Annotated in this window: 24 protein-coding genes; 17 read left to right on the top strand and 7 right to left on the bottom strand. The window is 59.9% G+C overall.

The features are described from left to right. The first annotated feature begins 29 nt into the window (after window positions 1-29). The 4 genes from VNZ65_RS13355 to VNZ65_RS13340 all read left to right on the top strand — a co-directional run bounded on the left by VNZ65_RS13355 (window position 30) and on the right by VNZ65_RS13340 (window position 3,028). A complete protein-coding gene (locus tag VNZ65_RS13355) occupies window positions 30-1,271 on the top strand; it encodes a DUF1501 domain-containing protein (protein WP_325669743.1) in 1,242 nt (413 codons plus the stop codon). A 116-nt stretch (window positions 1,272-1,387) separates the two neighbouring features. Next, complete coding sequence (locus VNZ65_RS13350) at window positions 1,388-1,714, top strand: YbjQ family protein (RefSeq protein WP_325669741.1); 327 nt, start codon at window positions 1,388-1,390, stop codon at window positions 1,712-1,714. A 2-nt stretch (window positions 1,715-1,716) separates the two neighbouring features. Next, on the top strand, window positions 1,717-2,019 hold the full coding sequence (locus VNZ65_RS13345; RefSeq protein ID WP_325669739.1) for a hypothetical protein: 303 nt from the start codon (window positions 1,717-1,719) through the stop codon (window positions 2,017-2,019). A 55-nt stretch (window positions 2,020-2,074) separates the two neighbouring features. Further along, window positions 2,075-3,028, top strand: coding sequence for a cupin-like domain-containing protein (locus VNZ65_RS13340; RefSeq protein ID WP_325669737.1), 954 nt, complete (start codon window positions 2,075-2,077; stop codon window positions 3,026-3,028). Window positions 3,029-3,054: 26 nt separating this feature from the next. Here the strand turns inward: VNZ65_RS13340 and VNZ65_RS13335 are convergent, their stop codons facing one another. The 3 genes from VNZ65_RS13335 to VNZ65_RS13325 all read right to left on the bottom strand — a co-directional run bounded on the left by VNZ65_RS13335 (window position 3,055) and on the right by VNZ65_RS13325 (window position 4,913). Then, window positions 3,055-3,978, bottom strand: a complete 924-nt coding sequence (locus VNZ65_RS13335; RefSeq protein WP_325669735.1) for a hypothetical protein — start codon at window positions 3,976-3,978, stop codon at window positions 3,055-3,057. 70 nt (window positions 3,979-4,048) lie between these two features. Further along, the gene (locus tag VNZ65_RS13330; protein WP_325669733.1) at window positions 4,049-4,747 is read right to left on the bottom strand and encodes an aspartyl/asparaginyl beta-hydroxylase domain-containing protein; all 699 of its coding nucleotides are present in this window, start codon (window positions 4,745-4,747) and stop codon (window positions 4,049-4,051) included. A gap of 10 nt (window positions 4,748-4,757) precedes the next feature. After that, the gene (locus VNZ65_RS13325; protein ID WP_325669731.1) at window positions 4,758-4,913 is read right to left on the bottom strand and encodes a hypothetical protein; all 156 of its coding nucleotides are present in this window, start codon (window positions 4,911-4,913) and stop codon (window positions 4,758-4,760) included. A gap of 29 nt (window positions 4,914-4,942) precedes the next feature. On the opposite strand from VNZ65_RS13325, the gene VNZ65_RS13320 reads away from it, so the two are divergent. Then, entirely contained in the window at window positions 4,943-5,452 is a 510-nt protein-coding gene (locus VNZ65_RS13320) for a GNAT family N-acetyltransferase (RefSeq protein ID WP_325669729.1), read from the top strand. A 6-nt stretch (window positions 5,453-5,458) separates the two neighbouring features. On the opposite strand, the gene VNZ65_RS13315 is transcribed toward VNZ65_RS13320, so the two are convergent. From VNZ65_RS13315 to VNZ65_RS13305, 3 genes are all read right to left on the bottom strand, one after another. After that, window positions 5,459-5,779, bottom strand: a complete 321-nt coding sequence (locus VNZ65_RS13315; RefSeq protein WP_325669727.1) for a DUF6916 family protein — start codon at window positions 5,777-5,779, stop codon at window positions 5,459-5,461. A 74-nt stretch (window positions 5,780-5,853) separates the two neighbouring features. Then, the gene (locus VNZ65_RS13310) at window positions 5,854-6,447 is read right to left on the bottom strand and encodes a phage tail protein (RefSeq protein WP_325669725.1); all 594 of its coding nucleotides are present in this window, start codon (window positions 6,445-6,447) and stop codon (window positions 5,854-5,856) included. 81 nt (window positions 6,448-6,528) lie between these two features. Continuing rightward, entirely contained in the window at window positions 6,529-7,122 is a 594-nt protein-coding gene (locus tag VNZ65_RS13305) for a phage tail protein (RefSeq protein WP_325669723.1), read from the bottom strand. 566 nt (window positions 7,123-7,688) lie between these two features. Between VNZ65_RS13305 and VNZ65_RS13300 the strand changes: the two genes are divergently transcribed. Beyond that, complete coding sequence (locus VNZ65_RS13300; RefSeq protein WP_325669721.1) at window positions 7,689-13,967, top strand: YDG domain-containing protein; 6,279 nt, start codon at window positions 7,689-7,691, stop codon at window positions 13,965-13,967. A 40-nt stretch (window positions 13,968-14,007) separates the two neighbouring features. Beyond that, window positions 14,008-15,678, top strand: a complete 1,671-nt coding sequence (locus tag VNZ65_RS13295; RefSeq protein ID WP_325669719.1) for a ShlB/FhaC/HecB family hemolysin secretion/activation protein — start codon at window positions 14,008-14,010, stop codon at window positions 15,676-15,678. A gap of 19 nt (window positions 15,679-15,697) precedes the next feature. Here the strand turns inward: VNZ65_RS13295 and VNZ65_RS13290 are convergent, their stop codons facing one another. Beyond that, a complete protein-coding gene (locus VNZ65_RS13290; protein WP_325669717.1) occupies window positions 15,698-16,519 on the bottom strand; it encodes a sulfotransferase in 822 nt (273 codons plus the stop codon). 40 nt (window positions 16,520-16,559) lie between these two features. Here VNZ65_RS13290 and VNZ65_RS13285 point away from each other — a divergent pair, with 40 nt between their 5' ends. From VNZ65_RS13285 to cpaB, 10 genes are all read left to right on the top strand, one after another. Continuing rightward, window positions 16,560-16,754 (top strand): hypothetical protein, encoded by a 195-nt coding sequence (locus VNZ65_RS13285; protein ID WP_325669715.1) that lies wholly within the window; start codon window positions 16,560-16,562, stop codon window positions 16,752-16,754. After that, complete coding sequence (cysC, locus tag VNZ65_RS13280) at window positions 16,739-17,380, top strand: adenylyl-sulfate kinase (RefSeq protein WP_325669713.1); 642 nt, start codon at window positions 16,739-16,741, stop codon at window positions 17,378-17,380. Before VNZ65_RS13285 ends, cysC begins: the two co-directional genes overlap by 16 nt. 798 nt (window positions 17,381-18,178) lie before the next feature. Continuing rightward, window positions 18,179-18,550, top strand: a complete 372-nt coding sequence (locus VNZ65_RS13275; protein ID WP_325669711.1) for a MerR family transcriptional regulator — start codon at window positions 18,179-18,181, stop codon at window positions 18,548-18,550. A 174-nt stretch (window positions 18,551-18,724) separates the two neighbouring features. Then, entirely contained in the window at window positions 18,725-19,015 is a 291-nt protein-coding gene (locus VNZ65_RS13270; RefSeq protein WP_325669710.1) for a pilus assembly protein, read from the top strand. Between the two features lie 198 nt (window positions 19,016-19,213). After that, entirely contained in the window at window positions 19,214-21,622 is a 2,409-nt protein-coding gene (locus tag VNZ65_RS13265; protein ID WP_325669708.1) for a Tad domain-containing protein, read from the top strand. 11 nt (window positions 21,623-21,633) lie between these two features. Next, window positions 21,634-22,806, top strand: a complete 1,173-nt coding sequence (locus VNZ65_RS13260; protein ID WP_150119680.1) for a hypothetical protein — start codon at window positions 21,634-21,636, stop codon at window positions 22,804-22,806. 24 nt (window positions 22,807-22,830) lie between these two features. Beyond that, window positions 22,831-23,544 carry a hypothetical protein gene (locus VNZ65_RS13255; RefSeq protein WP_325669704.1) on the top strand — a complete coding sequence of 238 codons (714 nt, stop codon included), beginning with the start codon at window positions 22,831-22,833 and terminating at the stop codon, window positions 23,542-23,544. A gap of 29 nt (window positions 23,545-23,573) precedes the next feature. Then, window positions 23,574-23,768 (top strand): hypothetical protein, encoded by a 195-nt coding sequence (locus VNZ65_RS13250; RefSeq protein WP_325669703.1) that lies wholly within the window; start codon window positions 23,574-23,576, stop codon window positions 23,766-23,768. Between the two features lie 23 nt (window positions 23,769-23,791). Beyond that, window positions 23,792-25,090, top strand: a complete 1,299-nt coding sequence (locus VNZ65_RS13245) for a TadE family protein (RefSeq protein WP_325669702.1) — start codon at window positions 23,792-23,794, stop codon at window positions 25,088-25,090. 80 nt (window positions 25,091-25,170) lie between these two features. Beyond that, complete coding sequence (gene cpaB / locus VNZ65_RS13240) at window positions 25,171-26,154, top strand: Flp pilus assembly protein CpaB (protein ID WP_325669701.1); 984 nt, start codon at window positions 25,171-25,173, stop codon at window positions 26,152-26,154. The last annotated feature ends 26 nt before the right edge of the window (window positions 26,155-26,180 follow it).

Below are 26,180 nucleotides of genomic sequence, written 5' to 3'. Positions count from 1 at the left end.
GCCTTGATCAGATTGAATGCCAGGAGAACATGATGAATCGTAGAAATTTACTCAAACTGATGGCGCTGACAGGCAGCCTGGTGATTCCGGTAGGCCGTCAGGCCTGGGCCGCGGTCGGCGACGACAGTAGCGCCACCAAGCGCAAGCTGGTGGTGGTAATGCTGCGCGGCGCGGTCGACGGTCTCAACGTCGTCGCACCGTACGGCGACGCCAACTATGCGCGCCTGCGTCCCACCATCGGCCTGGCGCGGCCCGGGCAGGATGGCGGCGCGCTGGATCTGGACGGCTATTTCGGCCTGCATCCGGCGCTGGCTTCCTTGCAGCCGCTGTGGGAGCAAAAGAAACTGGCTTTCATTCACGCCTCGGGTTCGCCGGACGCCACCCGCTCGCATTTCGATGCGCAGGATTATCTTGAATCCGGTACACCCGGCAGGAAATCGACGCAGGACGGCTGGCTGAACCGTTTGCTGACGGTCTTGCCCGGCGCCGCATCGCCGACCCGGGCCATCAGCATCGGCCCCCTGATGCCGCGCATCCTGACAGGCAGGGCGCCGGCCACCAACCTGGCCGCGGGCGCCGCCGGCACCAGGCAATCGATACTCGACCGGCCGCAGATCGGCAGCGCCTTCGACCAGATGTACCAGAGCAGCGATAAATATGCCAGCGCCTACCAGGACGGCCGCGACGCCCACAAGGAGGTCATGACGGCGTCCATGAAAGATGAAATGCAGGCCGCCAATGGCGGCGCGCCTTTGCCGAACGGCTTTCCCAACGATGCCGCCCACCTGGCCAAGCTGATGCGCAACGATGCCAAGATCCAGATCGCTTTCGTGGCGCTGGGCGGGTGGGACACGCATGCTTACCAGGGCAACGCCAAAGGCCAGCTGGCCAACCGGCTGGCGCCTTTAGGGCAGGGCCTGGCGACGCTGGCGCAAGGGCTGGGGCCGATGTTCGACGACACCACCATCGTCGTGATGTCGGAATTCGGCCGCACCGCGCGCCAGAATGGCAACGGCGGCACCGATCACGGCCATGGCAATGTGATGTGGGTGCTGGGCGGCAGCGTTGCCGGCGGCAAGGTCTACGGCGACTGGCAGGGAGTGGGCGATGCCCAGCTGCATGAAGGCCGGGATCTGCCGGTCACCACGGATTTCCGCTCGGTGCTGGCGCAGCTAGGCGAGCGCCATCTGCGCCTGAGCAACCTCCAGCTGGCGCAAGTGTTTCCGGCCATGCCAGCCGCCAATCCCGGACTGAATTTCTTGCGCAGCTGAATCTCTTCACGATCGCATTTACCTTTTTCGACCTGGCCCTGGCGGCCCGGCCGAAATTGTTGCCGCCTGCTAGTGTCGATTACAATTGAAATCCGGCAACATGAAAAGAGGGAAATATGCTCGTCGTTACTACAGAAAACATCTCAGGCTACCGCGTCAAGGAAGTCAAAGGCCAGGTCTTCGGACTGGTAGTGCGCAGCCGCGGGCTGGCCGGCAACATCATGGCAGGGCTGCGTTCCATCATCGGCGGCGAAATCACGGAATATACCCAGCTGCTGGAGGAAGCGCGCCGCCATGCGGTCGACCGCATGGTCAAGAACGCGCACCGGATGGGCGCCAACGCCGTAGTCATGATGCGCTTCGATTCGTCCGAAATGGGGCAGACCATGAGTGAAATCGTGGCCTACGGCACGGCGGTGATCGTCGAACCGGTGGCGCCGTAATCATGTTGCGCCTGGCCTTGCTTGGATTTGCCGCGCTGCTGACCGGCGCCGGCATTTTCTGCTACCTGCGCGGCGAGCCGGCCGCCTTCCCCTTGACTAGCTGGGGCTTGATACTGCTGATTGCGGTGCTGGCGGAGCGCTGGCGTTATATCCGCAAGCACAGGGCTGACGACGGCCCGTGGCAGGAAACCGGGGAGCGCTTCGTCGATCCGGAATCAGGCCGCCTGATGAGCGTCCAATATAGCCCGAACAGCGGCGAGCGGCGCTATGTTGCCGTCGGCGAAGATTCCGGGATCGCGCCATAATAGGGGTAAAGGCGCTGGCAAACAGCGCTGCCGCAACGTTAACTTGCAATCAGACATGACACAAATACTAGGCCCCTCATTCAAGCTGGTCGAACAAATCGATGTATCGGAGCTGGCGCAAGCCGGCGGTTTTGGCAGCCGAACCCGGCCCTTGCTGGTCAAAGGCGCTTTGCGCGGCTGGCCAGCGCAAGAGAACTGGTCGTTTGAAAAGATGGCGCAGTTGCGCAACAAGGACGGCTCCGAGCCGGTCCGCAAGTTCCAGAACGGCCTGGTGGAGCAGGGCGAAACCCAGGAACGGCCGGCGCTGCCGATTGCGCCTTATCTGCGCGAGCTGGCAGAGCTTGCCAAGGAGCCGGTGAGCGAACAGGCGGGGCTGTTGCCGAACCAGCGGCGGCGCCTGCTGCAGCCGGACGAAGAGTTCCATCTCAACTGGGCGCACATGCAATCGTTTGCGCCGCACCGTAATTACCTGGCGCAGTGGAGCATCCTCGAAGATTTCCCGCAGCTGCGCAGCGATTTCGACATCCGCAGTCTGTGGCCGGGCTGGCGCTGGACCTGGGAGTCGGTCTTCATGGGGCCGGCCAACACTCACACCGGGCTGCATCGCGACGTCCCCAACAACTGGTTTTGCCAGGCGCGCGGGGTCAAGGAATTCGTCATGTTCCCGCCTTCGGAAGAAGCGTTCATGAGCCCGTCCAACAAGTACGACTGGGGCGCCACGCTGAGCACCATCAATATCGCTCGCTTCAACGAATTTCCGGAACAGCTGCGCGCACTGGAACAAGCCAAGGGACTGTACGCGCGGGTGGAACAGGGCGACGCCTTGTTCATCCCCAAGCGGACCTGGCACGCGGTGGTGTCGCTGGCGCCATCGATCAGCCTGGCGGTGTTCGGCCTGACGGCAAAAGAGATCCTGCTCAGCGGTGTACCGACGGCGACCAAGGACCTGCTGCACAATATGCACTTGTACCGCTGGGGACATTGCATCTGCCACAAGCATATTGCCTAGACACGGCTTGAAGTGGCGGTCGCGTATCAGCTGGAGAGTTTTGCCCGCAGTTGCTCAAGGCGGCCGTACATCGCCATTGCTGGCTGAAGATCTGCCGGCGCGGATGACGCTTTCTTTTCTTCTGCAAATCCCTGTTCCGGATATTTTGCATGAAAGCGCGAACGGACTGCCATTTCCGCGATTTCTGCCTCATCCAAAGCTATGCCCGCAAATCCGGCCAGGCGGCGTGCGATTTCAATACCGCCTTGCCGGTAGTCCAGCAGGAGTGAGCGATCGTCTTTTTCGGCGATAAGCAAGAATTGCGTGTAATAATATTCCAGCACCTTGGCGATATAGCGGTCGCCGTCGCAGCTTGCCGATTCCGCCTGCGACATGCCGAACAGTTCCGGCTCAAGCAGCCCCGGCACTGCCTGCATGCCACGTCGCTTCTGATGTGAAAGAAGCACCTCATCCGGGCTGCGGTACAACAGTACGAATGGAACCTTCGGGTAGAGTCTTCTCAGCGTGCCGGCAAAAAAGACATGCCAGCTGTCAAGCTTGATAATCAAATGCTTTTCCTGCCCAAGCCGACGTTGTCCGAGCAAAGCAATGCTGGCTTTCAGTGCGGCTTCCGCTTCGGAAGCATCCGCCTGCTGGCGCGACATGCGCAGCAGTTCGTCGATCAAGGGTACTTCGGACAGGGCGATATTCTTTTCACTCAATCCAAACAGTTGCGAGACCAGAGTCGAGCCGCAGCGCGAAACATGGAAAATAAAGGCGCTTGGCGCGACCACATCGACCGCCGTTGTGGCGCATGCCGTCAGATATTCCAGCGAGCTGATGCTGGGATAGCGCCGGTTGATGGGGGCGCTGGCTTTGCAGCGTAAAATCGTGTCGGAGAAAAACGGCTCGGAAATGCGCTTGCCCGCCAGGTCGAGCCAAAGACAACGCCATTGCTGTTCTTGCCGCACCAGCTTGTAGGGTATCCATTCCCCGGCCGGGACTGCCGCATCATCTTGCGCTATCTCTTGCGGAGCAATGCTATTCATCGATATCCGCCTCAGCTTCCAGCTGTTTGATCAATCGGTCTGCAGTCTCGCTTTTCATCTCGGCCAGGCGGGCGATCACCAAGGCGCGCGTTGCGTCGTCAAGCCTGCGATTGCGCGCCTCCGCAGCGAAATCGTAGCCAGCCTGGCGGAACAGCGTGTCTGACCAGTCATTTCTTTTGCAGTCCAGGATCAGGTTGGTGCGTGCCGTGGTTCCGCAATTCTCGACACTGTGAGGCTGGCTGAAATCGGCATACCAGCATTCGCCTGCGCGCATGTCCAAAGCATGTCCGCCAACCAGGAATCGCACTTGCGTGCTGGTCTCGATCGGGATGTGTACGCGAAATACATCGAACTGATAGCTGGTATGCACATCCCGATGTTCCTTGATATGCGCGCCGGGCCCCAGGCACAACAGCCTGGCCGACTCTATCTCGCAGTCGAAAGCGCCGAGGATACTGGCGAAGTAGGGGCAATGGCCTAGCACAGACGTATCGCTATGGACGGCGCTGCCGGGGTGGGAATAGATATCGTCCGATTTGCCGGATGCAGAGCGCAGCGCTAGGCCCGACCATAGGCCGGAATAGTCGTCGGTATGGAAATGCCGCGACCAGTCCATGCTTTCACACACCCGCAAATCCTCCAGCAGTGCGTGCGGATCGAAGAGCAGCGGCAATTTGAGAAAACTGTTCATTCGACTACCTTCAATCCGGTTGCTGCGTCGATTGCAGCGCTTCTCGGCAGCTCAGTTTGACCGCGGTTCCGGCAAAAATATTACGACGAGGCACTTTATTTGAGGCAACCCGATCCGCCAAGAGCGCTTCTGTTATAAGCTGCTCCACCATTGTGATGTCAGCCATATTTACGCCCATTTCTGAGAAACGTCAGCATGCTCACTTCATCCTTTGCCATGCCGGCCGGCATTTCCCTACGGCCCGCTACCGCCGGCGACCAGCCTTTCCTGGCAACCCTGTATCGTTCCGCCCGGCCGGACCTGCAACTCATCGACGGCGAACCCGAATTCGTCGAAACCGTGATCGCCCAGCAATACGCCGCGCATGCCCAGGGCACCGGTGAAGAATATCCGAACGCCATGCATTTCGTCATCGAGAAAACCCAGGCCGCCGTCGGTGCGCTGGTGGTGGATTTCGGCCACAACGAAGTGCGCGTGATTTACATCGCTTTCATTGCCGCCGCCCGCGGCTTCGGCTACGGCAAGGCAGTCCTGCGCGGCGTGCAGCAAGCCGCAAGCCAGGTGCAGTGTCCGGTCGCGGTGGTGGTCTGGCACAACAACCCCGGCGCCAAGCGGATCTACCTGGAATTGGGATTCCAGGTGGAAGAATCGGAATTGATGGCCGATCGCATGGTGTGGTATCCGGGAAAGCAACGCCAGCCTTGACTTCCTTTAGCTGAACACCACTTGAAAATACGCGCCCGCCGGATCGCGTCCGAGCGGCGCCAGGCGCGATATGTAAACGCCTTCCAGGCGCTCGCGCTGCGGCAGGTCGATCGCACACGGACCTTCGATAAAATCGGTGGCTTGCTGCGCGGTCAGCGTGACGATGAACGGCAGGCGCTCCTGTTCCGGCGCATACGGGTTGCGGTATTGCGCTTTCACATTCACGCTGTCGACCAGCACTGGCAAGGCGCTGCCGTCAGGCAGCTGCAGCGTGCAAAGCTGCCCTGTCGAGGGAGTGAAATAAGCGGCATCAACAAGTTCTAGCATCGGATTTGATCTGTCGGCAATGAAAAGACGGAAGCAAACTGGCCGCTGATCGGCCAGTTTGCGGTTGCGGTGCGCTAGTTGCGGGACGGAAAAATGCCCACCAGCGCGATGCTGAAGTTCAGCGCCAGAAACGGGTTCATGCTGCCCACGGGCAGGTTGTTGCCGGTGAGGGCATTGGTCACGCTGCCGCCGCTGCTGCCGCCACCGCCGCCCAGCGGAATGGTGCCGGCCGTTGAACCCCAGATCGCCGCGCCTTGCGGGCCGCCCGGCGATCCGGACAAGATGTTGTTGGTCGCGCTTGGCGCCAGCTGATTGCCGACCGTATTGGGCGATACCATGTAGCCGCTGCCGCCGCCCGCCGGCGTAAAGGTGGCGACGTGGGTATGGGACGGCATGTTGTTGATGGTGATCGAAATGTTTTCAGTGCCGGACGCTTCGCCGATCACGCGCGGCGTCAAGCCGATGCCGCTGCCTTGGCCAATCGGCACCCGTCCTTGCAGATTCGGCAGCTGGAAGTTTGTCGTGCCGTTGCCGCCGTAGGTGGTGCCCAGCAGCGAGAACAAGGCCGCATATTGCTGAATGGCGAGCGTCTGGCCGTTGCAGAGCTGCCAGCCGTTAGGATTAAATTGAAAACCGAAAGTCATTATGCTGCCGAGAAATACTTCCATGGAAATCTCCCTTGTCATTGCTGCGGTTTAAGGCCGGTGTTTTTGCTGTTCGAGGCCGGCTGATTTTTACTGTGGTAATGCTTAATTGCGCGAAGGAAAAATGCCCGTCAAAGCGATGCTGAAGTTCAGCGCCAGGTAGGGATTCATGCTTCCCACGACTTGACTGTTGCCGGTGAGGGCGTTGGTCACCGTGGCGCCGCCACTGCCGCCGCCACCGCCCAAGGGGATGGTCGGCGCCGTCGAACCCCAGATCGCCGCCTCCGAGGTGCCGGCCGGCGATCCTGACAGGATGTTGTTGGTCGCGGTGGGCGCCAGCAGGTTGCCGCTGGTGTTGCCTGATACGGTGTAGCTGCTGCCGCTGCCTGAAGGCGTGAAGGTGGCGGTATGCGTGTGCGACGGCAGGTTGCCGATGCCGACCGAGATGTTTTCGCTACCGGAAAACTGGCCGATCACACGCGGGCTCAGCGCCGCGCCGTTACCTTGGCAAAGCGGCATTCGCCCCTGTAAATTCGGCAACTGGAAGGTTTGCACGCCATCGCCGCCAAAATTGGTGCCGAGCAAGGCGAACAGGGCGGAATACTGATCGATGCTGATGGCTTGGCCGTTGCATGGCTGCCAGCCGCTGGGATTGAACTGAAAACCGAAAGTCATGATGCTACCGAGAAATATGTTCATCGCATTTCCTTCATTGAGTAGCCTGTTTTGATACGGATCAGGGTTGCTGAATGTTAATTCGCAGCAAGGCGCAGTTGAACAGGAAAAATGCGATTCGGCAATAGCATTCGGCCATGCAAGCTTGAAAAAAAATGCGGCGAGAGGCTTAACTGACGCCAGAATCCAACGGAAACATTAATATACAATTCAGTTTAACAATTAGCTTGCGTGTAACACATTCACTTGAGTAATATTTTGCTTAAAAGAAAGCTGGATAGGGAAACCAGCTATGCCCCCCAGGCTGACATTGTGTGTATGTCAGCTTTCATTTTGGCGCGCCTTGCGCCAGTCGTAGTCCCTTGAATCCGTTGCCTTTGTAATACGATTTATTTAAAAATTAGCCCAGCCGCATCGCTGTTTTTCGGCGTTGGGGAGCTAAAGCACAGTTTCTGCGTGACGAATGCGCGGCATCGCTGTCGATGCCGTACGGTTTGTTGAAGCGAGGAGCAGGCGGGCGGCCGACCAGGTCCGGAACAGCTACGCGCATTGTTTGGTTGAGTACTGCAGGTTCAATGAGGAAACAAGCCATGAAACGCCACGGATCTATGAATCACATCTATCGTCTGGTCTGGAGCACGGTAAGCAATGGCTGGATCGCAGTAGCGGAAACCACGCGCGGACGCGGCAAGGGCGGGCGCCGCAAGCTGGTGGCGGCGGCCTTGTCGCTGACGGCGATTGCGGCCCAGGCGGCGCCGACCGGCGGCCAGATTGTCGCCGGCAGCGGCAGCATCCGCCAATCCGGCGCGACCACCACGATCAGCCAGACCAGCCAGAACGCCACCCTGAACTGGAGCGGCTTCAACATCGCCCCGCAAGAAACGGTGAATTTCGTGCAGCCGTCCGTCAGCGCGATTGCCGTCAACCGCATATTCGACACCAACGGCACGCAGATCCTCGGCCATCTGAATGCCAACGGCCAGGTATTCCTGATCAACCCGAACGGCGTCCTGTTCGGCGCCGGCGCACAAGTGAATGTGGGCGGCCTGGTTGCCTCCACCCTGGATTTGCATGACGCCAGCTTGAGCGGAAACAATCGCACTTTCAGCGGCAACGGCTCCGGCAGCGTGGTCAACCAGGGAACTATCACCGCGGCGAATGGCGGCTACGTCTCCTTGCTCGGCAACCATGTCAGCAACCAGGGCACGATCAGCGCGCCGCAGGGCGCGGTGGCGCTCGGCGCCGGCAACGCCGTCACCCTCACGTTCAGCGGCAACAGCCTGCTGCAGCTGCAGGTCGACCAGAGCGTCTTGAACAGCGCGGCAGAAAACGGCGGCTTGATCCGGGCCGACGGCGGCCGCGTGATCATGAACGCCGGCGCAAAAGATGCATTGCTGGCCAGCGTCGTCAACAATAGCGGCGTGATTGAAGCGCACACCGTGGAAAACCAGGGCGGCAAGATCACCTTGCTGGGCGGCATGGCGGCGGGAACCGTCAACGTCGGCGGCACGCTGGATGCCAGTGCGCCAGCCGGCGGCAACGGCGGTTTCATCGAGACCAGCGCGGCCAACGTCAAGGTGGCGAACAGCGCCAAGATCACCACGGCTGCTGCGCTAGGCCTGGCCGGCACCTGGCTGATCGATCCCACCGATTTCACGATTGCGCCCAGCAACGGCGACCTGACCGGCGCTGCGCTTAACGCCTCATTAAGTGCGGGCAATGTAACGATTTCTTCGGCCAGCGGCGCCAGCGGCACCAGCGGCAACGTCAACGTCGACGATACCGTCAGCTGGAGCGGACACAAGCTGACCCTGAACGCCAGCAACGATGTGAACATCAACGCCACCATGACGGCCAGCGGCTCTGCCAGCCTGGACCTGGAGCCTGGCAGCGGCAATGTCAATGTCGCCTTGGGCAGCACCGGGTTCAACGGCCGCGTCAATTTCAGCGGCAGCGGCGTGCTGACCATGAACAATCACGTCTATACGGTGATCAACTCCCTGGGTACGGCCGCCAGCAGCGGCGACGGCAGCTTGCAGGGGACGATAGGCAACCTGGCCGGCTATTATGCGCTGGGCAGCGATATCAATGCTGCTGTCACTTCGGCCTGGAACAGCGGCGCAGGTTTTACACCGATAGGCGGTAAAGGAAATACGGTATTGACCTCGGCGGAGGAATTCTCCGGTGTCTTTGATGGCCTCGGCCATACCGTCAGCAGCCTGACGATCAATCAAGGTTCGGTTGTCGGCGTCGGCATGCTCGGCGCGGTGGGTGCGGCCGGCGTGGTGCGCAACGTGGGCCTGCTCGGCGGCAGCGTGGCCGTCACCTCGTCCAACTACACCGGCGCGCTGGTGGGACAGAATTTCGGGAAAATCAACAACAGCTTTTCAACCGCTACGGTGAGCGCCAGCGCCAATGCAATTTTTATCGGTGGGCTGGTAGGCGAAAACAGCGGCGGCACGATCACCAGAAGTCATGCCGGCGGCGCGGTCATAGGCGGGGCTGCGGCAAGTGACGTCGGTGGCCTGGTCGGCGGCTTGCAAGGGGGAACCGTCGATTACAGCTATGCGACCGGGAATGTCACAGGAACCAGCCTTTATGTCGGTGGATTGATCGGATACGCCTATGGCGGAGGCGGCGCCGTCAGCGTGATCAGCAACAGCTATGCTACCGGCTCTGTGAGCGGCTCATCCTATGTGGGCGGCTTGCTTGGAGCCAATTATGGTTTTGCCGGCCCATCCACGATCAGCAACAGCTATGCAACAGGCGCCGTTTCCGGCATCAGCGCTGTCGGTGGCCTGGTTGGTCACAATTACGGCGGTGCGGGCGGCAGTCCTGCGATCAGCAACAGCTATGCGACCGGCAATGTCACCGGTGCTGCCGGTGCTTCTTTTGTCGGCGGACTGGTAGGCAACAATGCCGGCGCAGGAGCCTTGGGCGGCACCGTCACCAACAGCTTTTCGACAGGCAGCGTCAGCGCCGGAGCCGGCTCGACCTTGGTTGGCGGCTTGGTAGGCAACAACGCCGGCACCGTCACCGGCAGCTTTTGGGACAAGACAAGTTCCGGCCAGGCTACGTCCGCCGCCGGCACCGGCATGACCACTGCCAACATGCAGAACCAGGCCAATTTCACCTCCAGCACAGCCGCCAACGGCAATCTGAACCCAGCCTGGGATTTCAGCGGCACCTGGGTAATGTCCGGCGGCTATCCGCTCCTACTCTCCGGCATGACGGCGCTGACTGTCACCGCCAACAATGCCACCAGCACTTTCAATGGCGCCGCCTATGCCAGCAACAACGGCGTTACCTACACTGGCCTGAATGGCTACAGATACAGCGCGACGCCAGTCGGCGTGCTGGGCAGCATAACTTATGGCGGAACATCGCAAGCCGCGGTCAACGCCGGCACTTACACGATCACGGCGTCCGGCCTTTCTTCCAGCGGTCAGCAAGGTTACGTCGTTACCTATGTCAATGGCGCATTGACGATCAATCCGCTGGCGCTCAGCGGCACGCTCGGCGCCGGCAGCTCTGTCTATGGTTCAACCCTGCTGCCGGGCACGGTAACTTTCACCAACATGGTCGCCGGCCATGTCGTCACGGCCGCGCCGGTCAGCGTAAATACGACTGGCCTGACCAGCAGCAGCGGCCACCTGACGGCCGGCACGCACAACGGCATCGAATCGGTGGGCACTGTCCTGAGCGGGGCGGACGCGGGCAATTACACCTTTGCCGGCGCTACCGGCAATTACACCGTTACGCCTCTGGCCCTGACCGGATCGATAGCGACCGGCAGCTCGACCTACGGTGCGGCCCTGGTCCCGGGCGCGGCGAACTTCACCAATGGAGTGTCGGGCGATGCGTTGGGTACGGCCACGGTTGGCGTCAATACCACCGGCCTGACCAGCAGCAGCGGGCACCTGACTGCGGGCACGCATACCGGCATTGAAACGGTCAGCGCCTTGAGCGGGGCCGATGCCGGCAACTACACATTTACCGGGATCACGGGCAACTACACCGTTAACCAGCTGGCCTTGAACGGCACACTGGCGGCGGGCAGCTCGACTTACGGTTCGACCCTGGCGCCGGGCGCGGTGAATTTCACCAACGCCGTAGGCGGCGATTTTGTCACCCCCGGTGCAGTCACTGTGAATACGACTGGCTTGACCAGCAGCAGCGGCCACTTGACTGCCGGCAGCCATACCGGCATCGAATCGGTGGGTACTGTCTTGAGCGGGGCGGATGCTGGCAACTATAGCTTTGCCGGCGCCACTGGCGACTATACCGTCGGCCAGCTGGCACTGACTGGTACGGTTGCGGCGGGCAGCTCGACCTACGGTGCGATCCTGGTTCCTGGCGCGGCGAACTTCACCAATGGAGTGTCGGGCGACGTGCTGGGCACAGCCACGGTTGGCGTCAATACCACCGGCCTGACCAGCAGCAGCGGCCACCTGATTGCGGGCACGCATACCGGCATTGAAACGGTCAGCGCCTTGAGCGGCCCCGATGCCGGCAACTACACTTTTAGCGGTGTCACGGGCAACTACACCGTCAACCAGCTGGCCTTGAACGGCACGCTGGCGGCGGGCAGCTCGACCTACGGTGCGACCCTGGCGCCTGGGGCGGTGAATTTCACTAACGCCGTGAGCGGCGACCTGGTCACGCCGGGCGCCGTCACGGTGAATACTGCCGGCCTGACCAGCAGCAGCGGCCACCTGATTGCCGGCACCCACACCGGCATCGAATCGGTGGGAACGGTACTGGGCGGGACGGACGCGGGCAACTACACCTTTGCCGGCGCCACTGGCGACTATACCGTCAGCCAACTGGCCTTGAACGGCACGGTTGCGGCGGGCAGTTCGGTCTACGGTGCGGCTTTGATCCCTGGCGCAGCGAATTTCACGAATGCCGTAAGCGGCGACCTGGTCACGCCGGGCGCCGTCACGGTGAATACGAGCGGCCTGACCAGCAGCAGCGGCCACCTGATTGCCGGTACGCATAACGGCATCGAATCGGTGGGTACGGTCCTGGGCGGGACGGATGCGGGCAACTACACCTTTGCCGGCGCCACTGGCAACTATACCGTGAGTCCATTGGCCTTGAGCGGCACCATCGGTGCTGGCAGTTCAACCTACGGCTCGGCCCTGGTCCCGGGCGCGGCGAACTTTACCAATGGAGTGTCGGGCGACGTGCTGGGTACAGCGACGGTTGGCGTCAATACCACCGGCCTGACCAGCAGCAGCGGCCACCTGATCGCCGGTACTCACACCGGCATTGAATCGGTCAGTGCGTTGAGCGGGGTGGATGCCGGCAATTACACGTTTGCAGCACCAACGGGCGACTATACAGTCAACCAGTTGGCGTTGACCGGCTCGATCGGCACTGGCAGTTCGACCTACGGTGCGGTGCTGGCGCCGGGTGCCGTGAATTTCACTAATGCTGTCACGGGCGATGTGCTTGGCACTGCGACGGTTGGCGTCAACACGACTGGCCTGACCAGCAGCAGCGGTCACTTGATCGCAGGTACCCACACCGGGATTGAATCGGTCAGCGCGCTGAGCGGCGCCGACGCCGGCAACTATACGTTTGCCGGACCAACGGGCGACTATAGCGTCAGCCAGCTGGCATTGAACGGTTCGATTGCGGCCGGCAGCTCAACCTACGGCGCGGCGTTGACGCCGGGCGCAATCAGCATATCGAATGTCATCTCGGGAGACCTTGTCAATGCCCCTGGCGTTTCCGTGAACACGAGCGGGCTGACCAGCAGCAGCGGCCACCTGATCGCCGGTACCCACATCGGCATCGAATCGGCGAGCGGCGCCCTGGGCGGCGCCGATGCAGGCAACTACATATTAGGCAACATCAGCGGCGACTATACCGTCAGCCGGCAAGCGGTAACGGTCACCGCCAGCGGCGTCAACAAGGTCTATGACGCCACGACTTCCGGTTCGGCGATATTGGCCGGCAGCGGCCTGATAGGCGGCGACAAGGTGACATTCAGCGATACCTCGGCAAGTTTTGGCGACAAGAATGCAGGCAATGGCAAGACGGTCAGCGTTGCCGGCATCAGCGCCAGCGGGGCGGATGCCGGCAACTACCTGGTCAGCAATACCACCGCAACGACCACGGCCGACATCACGCCGCTGGCCATCACCGTTGCCGCCATCGGCGCCAATAAAACCTATGACGGCAATACCACGGCGGCGGTGACGCTCAGCGGCGGACTGGCCGGCGATGCGGTGACGTTCAGCGATACCTCTGCCAACTTCGCCGACAAGAATGCCGGCGCCGGCAAGACCGTGACGGTAGCGGGCATCAGCGCAAGCGGCGCCGATGCCGGCAACTATACGGTGAGCAGCACGAGCACAACCAGCGCCAGCATTACGCCGGCGACGCTGACCTATACGGCGACCCCGGCCAGCAGCATTGCAGGGCAAATGCCGAGCGGCTTGACCGGTGCCCTGACGGGTCTGGTGGGAGGCGATACCTTGGGCAGCGCTACGACTGGCAACCTGAGCTGGACCACCAATGCCCAGCCGACCAGCCTGCCAGGACTGTATGCGATTGACGGCGGCGGCCTGAGCGCGATGAACTATGTGTTCGTGCAAGCGGCAGGCAACGCTACCGCGCTGACCCTGAAACCGGGGGCTGCACCGGTCTCGGTGCAGAACATCATCACTGCGCTGGATTCGGTATTTACTACCCCGCACGCGGGCATCAACCTGGCGGCGCTCGACCTGGTGCAGTTCAATGTCCAGCCGCCGAACAAACCATCCGGTCTCAACGGTGACGGCATGAATGGAGTGGAAGTGAAGATCACGGGTAGCGGAGTCAGGCTGCCGGACAATATTGTGAGCACGGATGAATAAGCGAGCCTCAATGAACAATAACGGTAGATTCCTATATCCAATGAAGCCGATCATCGCAGCCATGCTGCTCAGCTATCCAGCCTTCGCTGCGCTTGCAGCCGAGCCGGTGACGCCGCCCGGCGCCGGTTCCATACTGCAGCAGATCCAGCCGCTCAAGCCGGCGCTGCCCTCGTCAACCGGAACCGGCTTGACCATAGAGCAGGGCGGCGGCGCCCAGCAGCCGGCGGGGACGGCTTTCAGCGTCACCAGCATACAGCTGTCCGGCAATACCGCTTTCGATACGGCCACTCTGCACGCGCTGGTGGCCGACGCCGAGGGCAAGAACCTCACCCTGGCCCAGCTCGGCGCAGTGGTTGCACGCATCACCGACTACTATCATAGCCATGGCTATCCGCTGGCGCGCGCCATCATCCCGGCCCAGACCGTGCAAGGCGGCGTGGTGAAGGTGATGGTGATCGAGGCCCGTTACGGCCAGGTCAAACTGGATAACCGCAGCCGGGTGAGCGATGGCTTGCTGCAGCAAACCTTGTCGCCTTTGCAGGCCGGACAAGCAGTCACCCAGGCCGGGCTTGACCGCACGCTGCTGCTGGCCTCGGACATTCCGGGCGTCACCGTCAGCGCGCTGCTGAAACCGGGGGACGCGGTCGGCACTTCCGACCTGCAGGTGCAAGCTGACCCGGCGGCGCAGGTCGCCGGCAATGTGACGCTGGACAATTTCGGCAACCGCTATACCGGCCGGGCCCGCCTCGGCGCCGCCGTGAATATCTTTAATCCGCTGCATCATGGCGATATCCTCAGCATCGGCGCGCTGACCAGCGGCAGAGACATGAATTACGGCAGCATTGCCTATGAAACCCTGCTCAACGGCCTGGGTACGCGCATGGGCGGTTCCTATTCGGCGCTGCATTACATCCTCGGCGATAGCCTGGGGGCGCTGGACGCGCGCGGCACCGCGCAGGTGGCGAGCATCTGGGTCAAGCACCCCTTCATGCGCACGCGGGAAGCCAATCTGTACGGCCAGATCCAGTACGACCACAAGCAACTGAACGACCGCATCGGCGTCAGCAACATCAAGACTGACCGCCATCTGGATAACTGGAGCGCGAGCCTGAACGGCGACTGGCGCAACGGCGTGCTGGCCGGCGGCATCGGCACCTGGAATCTCGGCATTACCGCGGGACGTGTCGGCTTCGATGACCGGGCAGCGGAACTGTCGGATTCCGTCACCGCCAAAACGCAGGGCAGCTACACCAAATGGAACGGCAATCTCGCGCAGCTGCAAAATCTGAGCCAGAACGATTCCTTGTATTTCGCACTGGCCGGTCAATGGACAAACAGCAACCTGGATCCAGCGGAAAAGATGGTCGCAGGCGGTCCCTACACGGTGCGCGCCTATGACATCGGCGCGCTGTCAGGCGATACCGGGGTCTTCGGCTCGATCGAACTGCGGCACGAGCTCGGCCAGTTTGCCAGCGGACGCTGGCAAGTGCTGGCCTTCGTCGACAGAGAACACGTGACAGTCAACAAGAATCCCTGGCTGCCGGGCGACAATGGCGCAACACTGAGCGGAGCCGGGGTCGGCATGAACTGGAACGGACCGGACCAGTGGCATGCAAAGCTCTATATCGCCGCGCCGTTCGGCTCGACGCCGCAACTGATAGGCGACAATAAGTCGGTGCGCGCCTGGGCCGAGATCGGCAAGGCGTTTTAGGAAACCTTGATCGAGGGCCTTACATTTTCGGGGGATAGTAAAGCTGGTAGAACCAGGAGCAGGCAGTTTCGATTTGCGCCTGTATGCGCGGCGGGATATCGTGCCGCTTCGGCTTGCTGATCTGGCGGGCCTGCTTGTGGCTGTATTTCATGTGGTAGTGGCTGTCGCTTTCCTGCAGTCCCATCGCCAGATGATCAGGATCGATCTCGAACGGCGCCAGTCCCAGCCAGGAATACAGGTGCGTCATGCAGGCCGCGGGGCGCTCCATCAAATCTTCGAAACGGATGAAATACAGGCGTTCCTGCACGTGCTTAGGGAGGTCGGCAACCGCATGCAGGGAGATCAGCGGCGCGCCGATGGCCTTGTCTTTGGCGAACAGCATGTCGGCTCGCCCGAAGCGGTCGAAATCGGCCAGGTGGTCGATGAAATCGACCAGGATGGTACGCTGGTGCTGCGCTTCGATAGAGCCGTAGATTTGTCCGAGTTCGCGCAGGCACACGATCAGCTTGGCGTTCGGCTCGATATGCAGCAGCAGCTCTATCGCATGCAGCCATGCGCGGTTCTTGTCCACCACCGCCTTCTTGTTGCAATCATGATGCCAGCCGCGCAAGAATCCCTGCATTGCCGAGGTCAGGTGGGCATAGCTTTGCTCGAACTGGGTATCGAGCTGCGACAGGAAAAAACTGTCTTCGCTGATCATGCGGCGGATCCCCAGCAAGGTGTTGCACAGGGGAGAACTATGTCCTTCGCAATGAATCTCGGGATGTTGGGCCAGCAGCTGGCACAGCAGCGTGGAACCCGCTCTGGGTAAACCCGTTACACCGACGAATGCTGGAATCATCAGAATGGCCTTTTATTCTTAAATTGAATGGCTGCCCGAGATGTTTTCCGCACCGGGCGGCGCTGGAAAACAGTCCAGCAAATATTACCGCATCCTGCACCTGCGTGGCACGGTTAAGGCAGGAATCGCGGTGATGAACCGCTCCGGCCGCTGCGTTTTGAGGCATCATGTATGCTGCCGCCTGGCTGCTACAGAACATCGCATTTTGTGGAGTGTTGAATGGAAAAAAATTTGACCGCGGTGCCCCATGCCTTGCATCCATCACAGCGTGCCGCGCACTACGGCCATCGCGGCGCCGTCATGTGGCTGACCGGATTGTCAGCATCCGGCAAATCCTCGCTAGCCATGGCCCTGGAGCATGCGCTGACGACGCTGGGATATTCCTGCTACGTGCTGGACGGCGACAACGTACGCAAAGGCCTGAATGCAAATCTCGGCTTCAGTCCGGCGGACAGAAGCGAGAATATCCGGCGCGTAGGCGAGGTCGCGGCATTGTTTGCCGACGCCGGCCTGATCTGCATCACGGCTTTCATTTCTCCTTACCGGGCCGACCGCGCACGGGCCCGGCAATCCTGCGGCGAGGCGTTCCACGAAATCCATGTCGCCGCCGATCTGGCGACCTGTGAAGCGCGCGACCCCAAGGGCTTGTACAAGAAAGCGCGTTCGGGCGAATTGCAAGAGTTTACCGGCATCAGCGCGCCATACGAAATACCGGAGCATCCGCAGCTTGCCATCGATACCGGCCATGAAAGCATCGAAGCCAGCGTGCAGAAGCTGGTGGCGTATGTGGAGCGCAATTTGCCGCTGGACGTAAATTGTGATTCTCATCGAATGCGGCCTTCGATCCCTTCCGGAGTCTGAGTAGAAAAAATAACAACAGAATCCGATTTCCGGCAAGCCGCTCGCAAACGCCAATCCCGATTCCTATCGCCGCCCAGCCGGCAGGCGTCGAGGGCCACTGAAAACGTCCGTTGCATGCATGCCAAGCGCGCATTGGACCTGGAAGACCGTACTGACGTGTTTTGTACAGACAGGTTGGTATAGTGCGGAATGTGCCAGATAATGTCAGGTTGCCGCTGCCGACCCCGCGCACATGGCCGAGACAATCTTTGCGTATGACTAACAAAGCGCGCTCGCTGAATAAAATTCCCGCGTAAAAAACAACAGCCATGCAAATGCTTGCAGGCTGCCGCTCGTCTTTTATACAACGTCGATTAGCTCCGTCTCGTACGCCAAAGAGAACTTGCGCCAACTAAACAGATCAGTCTATTAACTAAACACGAGATTGCTGCACACTGGTATCGATTGCGCATATTTTCCGCTTGACGTTCTCATTAGTGTCAATGTTCTATAGTTACTCCAGCCCAACAAGTAACAATCGTTAACGTCGGTTGACAATTGCAATCAATGGCATGGGTCTTGCGTTAGAACAGGCAACAGCCCCCCGATGCGGCGCGGCGTTAGCTGTTTTCCAAGTACTTCCGTTGTGTAACTTCACCCGTGTAAGACCGCAGTTAGTAGAACGTTTTATTAATCGGATCAAGCAATTCGGACGGATCGCAATACGTTATGAAAAGCTGGCACAAAGATATCTGTCATCTCTTTACCCTGTTTGCGCTGCGCCCCGGATCGCTTATTTGTTAACAAGGCAAAGGCGAAATGCGAATAGGAGAAATAGCAAATCGAGCAAAAGTGAGCGCGCGCATCTTGCGCTACTACGAATCGCAGGGATTGATTCTGTCGCAGCGTCTGGCTAACGGTTACCGCGATTATCCAGTGCAAACGGTGGATATCGTCAAGCAGATCAAGGACTTGATTGAGTGTGGTTTCAGTACGCGACAGATAGGTGCTTTTTTAAAATCTTCCGGAAGCGAAAATTCCGATCCAAGAAAAGGCGCCGCTGATCTGGCGCCGCATATAGAAAAACTTCACGAGCTGGATGGCCTGATCGACGTGCTGACAGAACGCCGACGCCGGCTCTCCGAACGGATTGCATTATTCGGCCATCGCGCCGTGACGTCAGTCAAATAAAACAAGAAAAATCATCCTGAATGATACAGGTACGCCGCCGTCATTAACCACGGTGCGGGCCAGGCTGCGCCGGTGTTTTGCTAATGGCCGAAAAACACGCAGCTGATAGGCCGGAGCATGTTCAGTTTTAGCAACCGGGAATTGTCCCACAACCACCAGCCTCAGGAGACTCACATGGCAACACTTTCAAACTTGTCGTCTGACCACAGCAAAACCGCATTGCGTCAACGTGGTCAAGGCATGTCCGAGTACATCATCATCGTGGCGCTGATCGCGGTCGTCAGCATCGGCGTGTTCGCGGCATTCGGCAGCACCATCCGCCATCAGGTGGCCGGCATGGCGCAAGAAATGTCCGGTAACGACAGCAAGGCAGAGATCGCTAACGCCAAGACTTCAGCGGATCTGGCCACCACCAAGGCAGCTACTCAACGCACCATGAAAGATTACGGCAGCGACAACCGCTGATCCGCAGCGGCTCCAGTCCGCAGCTTTGCGGACTGGAGCCAATCAATGAGTTTCAGTCAGCACGCCTGGTATGGCGGGGCTGGTTGCAGCCTTGCGTTGCGGCTGCAGGTAACAATGCTTTCCTCGGCAATGCAAGAAGCGGCTCAGGCCGGAGGCCGCCGGCAGATCATCAATGCTTGTTCTAATACGGAGCGCAGAGTGAAACAGGCATCTTCAAGCGAGCAGGGCAAAGCCGGCTTTACAGCCTGCCATGGAGCGCGTCAACGCGGCGCGGTGCTGCCTATTGCCATCTTCTTTTTTGCTGTCCTGTGCGTCGGCCTGTTTGCCGTCTACAACATGGCGCAGGTGACCAGCGAGAAACGGCAGCTGGTAAATGCCGCCGACGCCATTGCCTTCAGCACCGCCAACATTGCTGCCGAAGGGTTGAACTACACTGCGTATACCAACCGCGCCATGATTTCCAATTACCAGTCGGTGGGGCAACTAACCGCCATGTGGTCGACGGTAGGCATGTCGGACCAATACTGGCAAAACAACAGCAAGGTGATGAAAGGCATCGCCGCGCTGACCAAATTCATTCCTTATATCGGCAGCAGCCTGTCAGGCATCTCCAACGCGTTGTCCAAGTTTGGCGAGTTCTGGGAAAAGGTCCTCAGCGGCGTACGCGTCGGCAGCCAGGTGCTGGCGAATGCCGGCACCGCCACGGTCTCCTTGGCCAACTATGCAATCTTCGCTTCCCAGCAAGTTCATCTGGTGACCACTGTCTCAGCCATGACTAGCATGCAACACGACTTGCTGACTGCCAATGCGCCGCAAGCCGAGTATATCCCGCAAACCATTGTTTACCAGATCGGCAAGAGCATGGTCGATTTCGGCAGCATGATCAAGCTGCACCAGCCGCCACGCAAATTCCTCGGCTTGACCAAGATGAAAGAGGCTGGAGAAAAGGATAATCCAGACAAGATTGAATTCAACCTGGTGCATCATTTGATGATGAAGGAAATGTTCAACTTCGCCAGCGGCAGCGGCGGCAGACGCTTGTTTCCCAATGCGGTCGGCCTGTGGGCGATCGACGGCTGCAACCTGTCTGCCATCAATGGCATGTTGAGCGGCCTCGGAACCAATGGCCTGGAACAGATCGTGCCGGCGCTGAAGGGCAATGTGGCGGTCGACGTCATCGGTCCAGTCATCGAAGCCTTCATGAATACCGTAGGCACTATCACCAGTCCTATCATGTGCCTGTATGAGCGCACCGGTGGTACCCGCATGATGCAGATGCAGGACGGTACTTATGCCTGGAGCAATATCGACATCATGGAAATCAATCCGCACCTGTTCGATATCCACATTCCGATTGCCGGCGCGACCACCTTGTCGAAGGTCGGGATGCAGGGATTGAACAAGAACCAGGAAATCCCGGAAGACCTGGATAAATTCGTCGATGCGGTGAAAGCCGACGACGCCGCCAAACGGGCTTACTGGGGCGAAGCCACCGGCCTCGACGACTGCATGTATTTCACTCTCCCCAGCGGCGAGATCTACGCTCCGCGCCTTGGCGGAAAAAGTGGCGCTTGCGCATCGCTGGCGGCCGGCTCGGCCAAAAAATACTACGACCGCGGGATCATGAATATGGCTGAAACCTCTGCTTATCACGCCATGGGCGGGCAAGCGAAGATCGCCTCGGCAACCGACGAACTCAACAACATGATCATGTCTTCCATGCTGCCTACGCTGGAAGCGGCCGGCGGCAGCATCGGTTCCAGCAATTCTTCGTCGGCGGCGATAAATTTGCCGAACAATAGCACCTCGACGGTTTTGGGTGGTGCTCCAGCCGGTACCCCGGCGTCAGGTTCGGCGCTGAATCCACCGAGCCCCGGCAGCGGCAATCCCGAGGTGGAACTGGCTTCTGCCTTGGCGCAACAGGCAGCCAATGTCCAGAGCCTGAGCGGGCTTGGCGCCAATGTCGGAGGTTCGATAGCGAGCATGCTGGGCAAGGGGTTTACCGGCTTCACGCAAGTTTTTGACGATCCTCTGGACAGCGCCAGCGCTGTTCTTAAAATATTCCTCGATTTGCTGGGCCTGGGCGATCTGGTGGATGTAATCAACATGCGCACCTCGCGCGGAACGGAGACCCTGTTCCAAAGGCCTGGCTTAAGGGGAACGATCGCAGCGGACATGGGCTTGCCGGCGGAACGGCTTGGTTTCTGGGAAATGCGCGACGCCAATATCGGCAACTACCAGATAGGCGACCGCGCGGCCAGCAATATGTTTGTCGCTTCCAGGGAAATACAGGACAACGCTTTGAAGGATCTGGGTCCATCCTTCATCGTGGGATTGCAGGAAACGGTAGGCGCCATGAAGTCGCCGCTGAAACCGGAAGGCCAGTTCAATCTGGGGCGCGTGCCGATCAAGGATTACGACACCGAAATCAAGCAAGACTACCTGCAGGCAATGGGCAAGGCACGGGTGTATTACCGGGCGCCGGTGGAACGCTGGACCGGCCGCATGCAAGTGGTGACGCACGCCAACCTGATGCTGCCTTACTGGAACGCACGGCTGGAAGGCTTGAATTATCCGGAAAAATTATTGTTCTTCACCATTAACTGAACCGGGACTCCATGCCTAATCCACCTAGAGTTTCCAGCTTGCGCAAGTCCGGAGCAAGGCAACGGGGCCAGGCCCTGTTCGAGTCGGTGCTGGCGTGCAGCGTGCTCATGCTGTTCCTGTTCGGCTTGCAGTGGGTCTGGCGTTTCGGCGAGCTGAAGCAGCTTAATACCGAGGCGGCGCGCTTTGCAGTATGGGAACGCACTGCCTACAAGGCGACCGGCGATGCCGATTACAAATCGCTGTACAGCGGCGATGCCGACCTGGCCCCCAAGGTGTTCCGCGGCGTCTACCTGACGCCACGCGGCGCGCGCCAGAGCCAGGCCGAAGGCAGCACCGCGCTGCTGCAGGACCATGCTGACTGGATGAGCACCGCGGCGCGGTTTTTTACCGATAAATTCGAGAGCGCTACATTCGGCTCAATAAGTAATGGCGCCCTGAATGTTTCCACCAGCTCCAGCAAATCGCCGGGCTGGTCGATGGGATTCGATCCGACCGGCAATACCTTAACCAATCTAACGCTGGACCGCGAGCCCTACGAGCGGGTCCAGGTCAATGGCTCGATCGGCCTGAGCGATTTCATCAAGACCTATATGGAACAAACCTTCGGCATCGCCAAAGGCGAGACCGGCCTGCCTGCTGGCGGCCCCAGTGCGCGCAGCCTGGGCAGCCTGACCATGGTCACCAACTCCTGGTCGGCGCCGGTGCCTGTGGCAAACCATCGCATTACCGAACAGCTCAATCCGTTCTATGACGGCGCCGCCAGCTCCGGCTCTTCCGGCAATCCGGTTGGCAAGATACTCAATAGTAATTATTTCAACCTGCCAGGATTGATCGGCGGGGCTTCGGGCTTTGGCGGCAATTACCGGGTTGACCTGGCTGGCATCAATCCGGCTCAGGTGTCGACCCTGGTCTCGCAAGGCATGGGGCTGGATTTCGACAGCCTGAAAAACCCTGGCGGCTTGATCAAGGCATACAAGTCAACCGACGACTACAAGGAGAGTCTGAATCTGGCGGGCGGCATGGGCGAAGCGGACTATATGGCAGTGAAGTGCACTGCCAATCCCGGGCGCGAGATCCGGCTGACCCAATACACCCAGGACGAGCTGTGCCCGGCCGGCATCATGCGTGCACGCACGATCTCCATGTTCGACAACCCGGCCTGGCGCTTTTCTCCGGCGCCGTAGCAGACAAGGTAGAAGGGGATTTATTTGAAAGTGTTGATCGTGGTTTGCTGGTGCCTGTTCCTGAGCGCCAGCGCATATGCAGCGGACAAATGGAAAGCGGTGGAAGGCTTGATGCTGGACGGCGTACCGGACAACTGGCAACAGACTCGCCTGGCCGATGAAATCGAAGTGAACGGCTTGCCGATGCTGATCTATGAAATCGAAGGACCGCAGCCGCTGCGCGAAGCCGCGGTCATCCTGGCGGGGAGCTGGGCCAAGGCCAGATGGAAAGTCACCACCAAGGCTGCCGGGCATGAAGTGCAGATCGTGGCGGTCAAGGACGGCTGGCTGAAGCAGGCCAACCTGAGCAGCAACAACCGCAAGCAGACCCAGGGCTACCTCAGCATGTCAGACCTGCCGGCACGCATGGAGCAGGATATCGGCACCAAGGCGCCGGTGCTGGCCAAGCATCTGCGCAAGCCCTCGGGTACGGTGATATTGAACGAAGTACGCACAGTGGACATGGCGGGCGAATCGATCCTGACTACCATGACCAACAATTTTGACATGGAACAGAACATTGCCTTTTACCAGGAAGACCGTGCCGCCGAGGCATGGAAGCTGAGCTTCAAGAAAACCGCCGAGGACAACAGCGGCACGGTGATGCGCTATGTCTCGCCCAGGCAGCAGGAGGCGACCTATACCTTTACCAGGAATGCCGGCCAGACCTTTGTCGTGGTCAATTGGATTACACGATGAAACCGCGTCTGATACAGCAGGGAAAACCTATGAAAGCGGTTCGCGCCAGGAGCGCAGCACAAGGGCAGGCCACGGTCGAATATTCGATCCTGCTGGTGTGCGTGGCGCTGGTGCTGTTCGTGCAGGTGGACGGCGTGTCTTTGCTTAGCCTGCTGCTGGATGCGATACGTCATCTGAATTTCAGTTACATCAACGGCTTAGGTGTCAGCGCCACGCCAATTTAGCAAACAAGCCGAGAGCGCATTATATGTTGATCAAAGTCGGAAGAAATCTGAAACTGGGGCGTGGCGCCAGCATGGCCGAATTCATTGTGGCGATCCCCATCGTGCTGATCTTTGCCTTGCTGTGCTTGCAAATGGTCTTGATGTACAGAGCCAAGCTGGCGCACAACTATGCGGTGCAGGAAGCGGTGCGCATCGGCGCCATGAGCAACGGCCGGGTGGTGCCGCGTTTCGTCACCGATCCGCTGACGGCGCAGCTGGGTAATCTTGGTTATGCGGCGGTCGGCAAGATCGTCCATAGCAAGGATTCTTCCGGGCGCGATGTGACCTCGACTGTCACCACGCCCGGCAGTGAACTGGCCGGCTCCGGCCAAGCCGAAGCCGCCAGCAACGGCGTGCCGGTCAATAATGCCGCAGGTTCCTCCGGCGGCGACCCGGGCGAAGCGGAAAACCGCGCCGGTCCTATTTCGGGCTACCTTGGCAAAGCCAAGCAGAAAATCGGCCCGGCCGTGTGGGCCTTCGTCAAGGGCCTGATGCGCTATGGCGACAGCTCGGTCCTGCAAGGCTACATCAACGGCATCACGCCGATGTACATGGGCAGCGACACCGGCAAGCTGGCGGTGGTCGAAGCCCAGGTCGAAGCCTACAAGGATGCCATGTTCAATTCCTGCATCCTGTATCACAACCCGACCCAGGCCGCCTTCCTCGAATCCGGCGTGATCGAATTGCAGGGGCTCGACTACGGCATCCTCAAGCTGCCAGCCGACTATATGCGCTTCCGCACGCCGCTCGGCACGGATGCTCCGGGCGGCGGCGAAGATCTTTCCGACAGCAAGCTGAAAGGCGATATCACCAACAAGAGCATCCAGGAAAACACTGTGCTGTCGATCGAAATCTGGTGGAGCTATCCGCTCAAGGTGCCGATCGCCAACAGCATCATCATCGGCATTACCCGGCTGTTCGGCAACAGCAGCGAAAGTTCCGGTATCGCGGCGTCGTTTCAGGCCAAGGCGCTGGAGCGCGGCCGCTATCCGTTCAGCTCATCGGCCAGTTACCGGGCGCAAAACGCCTTGCACTGGCATCCCTTCTATCCCTTGGGAACCAAATCGCCGCCTATCGGCGGTAGCGGCGGCTACCAGGCCTTCGACGTGGTCAGGCTGATCTGGAACAGCATCCTGAGCCGGCTGGAGGGCAAATTCGATCCGGCCGAGCCGCAGATCGGCTTCTGCCTGGGCGCAATGGACATGGGCGCCTGGGCTACCGGCGAAAAGAACGATGTGCCGGAACACTGGTGGGGCGAGGACTATGACAAAGCAAGCCACTAGGGCCGCAACGCCTTCCGATTTTCCAAGACCAGCAGCGACTCTCAGCAGTTCGCAACGACGATCACTTTTACTCTCATATCATGAACATAAAACGTTTCATCAATTTTCAAAAAATTAAGAAAGCACTGCCGCTGCTCATCATCGTCCTGATCGCCGCATTCGCCGTCTTCCTCGCCAACAACTACCTGAAAACCCGTTCCAGCGAAATTGAAAAAAGCCTGAGCGACGAAGCCAGCAAGGTACGCACCACGGTGACGGTGCCGCGCATCGACCTCAATCCCGGCGACGTGCTGACCATGGAACAGCTGGCTTCGCGCACGGTGCCCAAGGAATACATGAACTTCGACGTCATCTCGCCGGAACAGATCGATGCCTATATCGGCAAGAAGATCATCCGCCCGGTGCGCAAGGGTACGCCTTTGCTGGAATCGTACTTCCTGATGTACGAATCGGTGCCGTTTTCCAAGTCGATCGATGCCGGCAGCCGCGCCATCACCATTCCGGTGGACGAGATCAATTCCTTCTCCGGCCTGCTGCGCGCAGGCGATCACATCGACCTGTTCTACATGATGAAGCGGCCGCAGGAAGGACCGCCCAGCGCCGGGCCGCAGCCGGAAGATACCGTGCTGGCGCCCTTGCTGAAGAATATCGAAGTGCGCGCTACCGGCCAGACCACGGTGCGCGAAGTGCTGGCGGCCGACCGCGCGCGTGAAGCCGGTCTTGGCGAACGCCAGGGCCAGGCCGGCCGCGCCACCTACAGCACAGTGACGATTTCAGTGCCGGCGGCGGATGCCCAGAAAGTGATCCTGGTGCAGACCGGCGCCCGCATCGTCGCCGTGCTGCGCAGTCCGGACGACCAGGGCGATGCCGAGAAACGACTGTTCCTGTCCGATGTCATCGATCCGGACGCCAAGCGCCGCCTGCAGATGCCGGGGCCGCAGGTCGACTACATCATCGGCGGCCGCTTCAAGACCGGCGAATATGCCGACGGCGGCGGCGACCAGGCCAGCAAACTCGAAGCCTTCAAGCGCCTTCTGGGCAGCGCAGCCGGCAATCCACAATGATATCCAACAAAAAGCCACGCAATAAC

Origin of the sequence: Collimonas sp. (assembly GCF_035566555.1) — a bacterium.
GTDB lineage: Bacteria > Pseudomonadota > Gammaproteobacteria > Burkholderiales > Burkholderiaceae_D > Collimonas.
The sequence above is the reverse complement of the archived record's forward strand: the minus strand, read 5'-3'. Positions and strand labels throughout refer to the sequence as shown.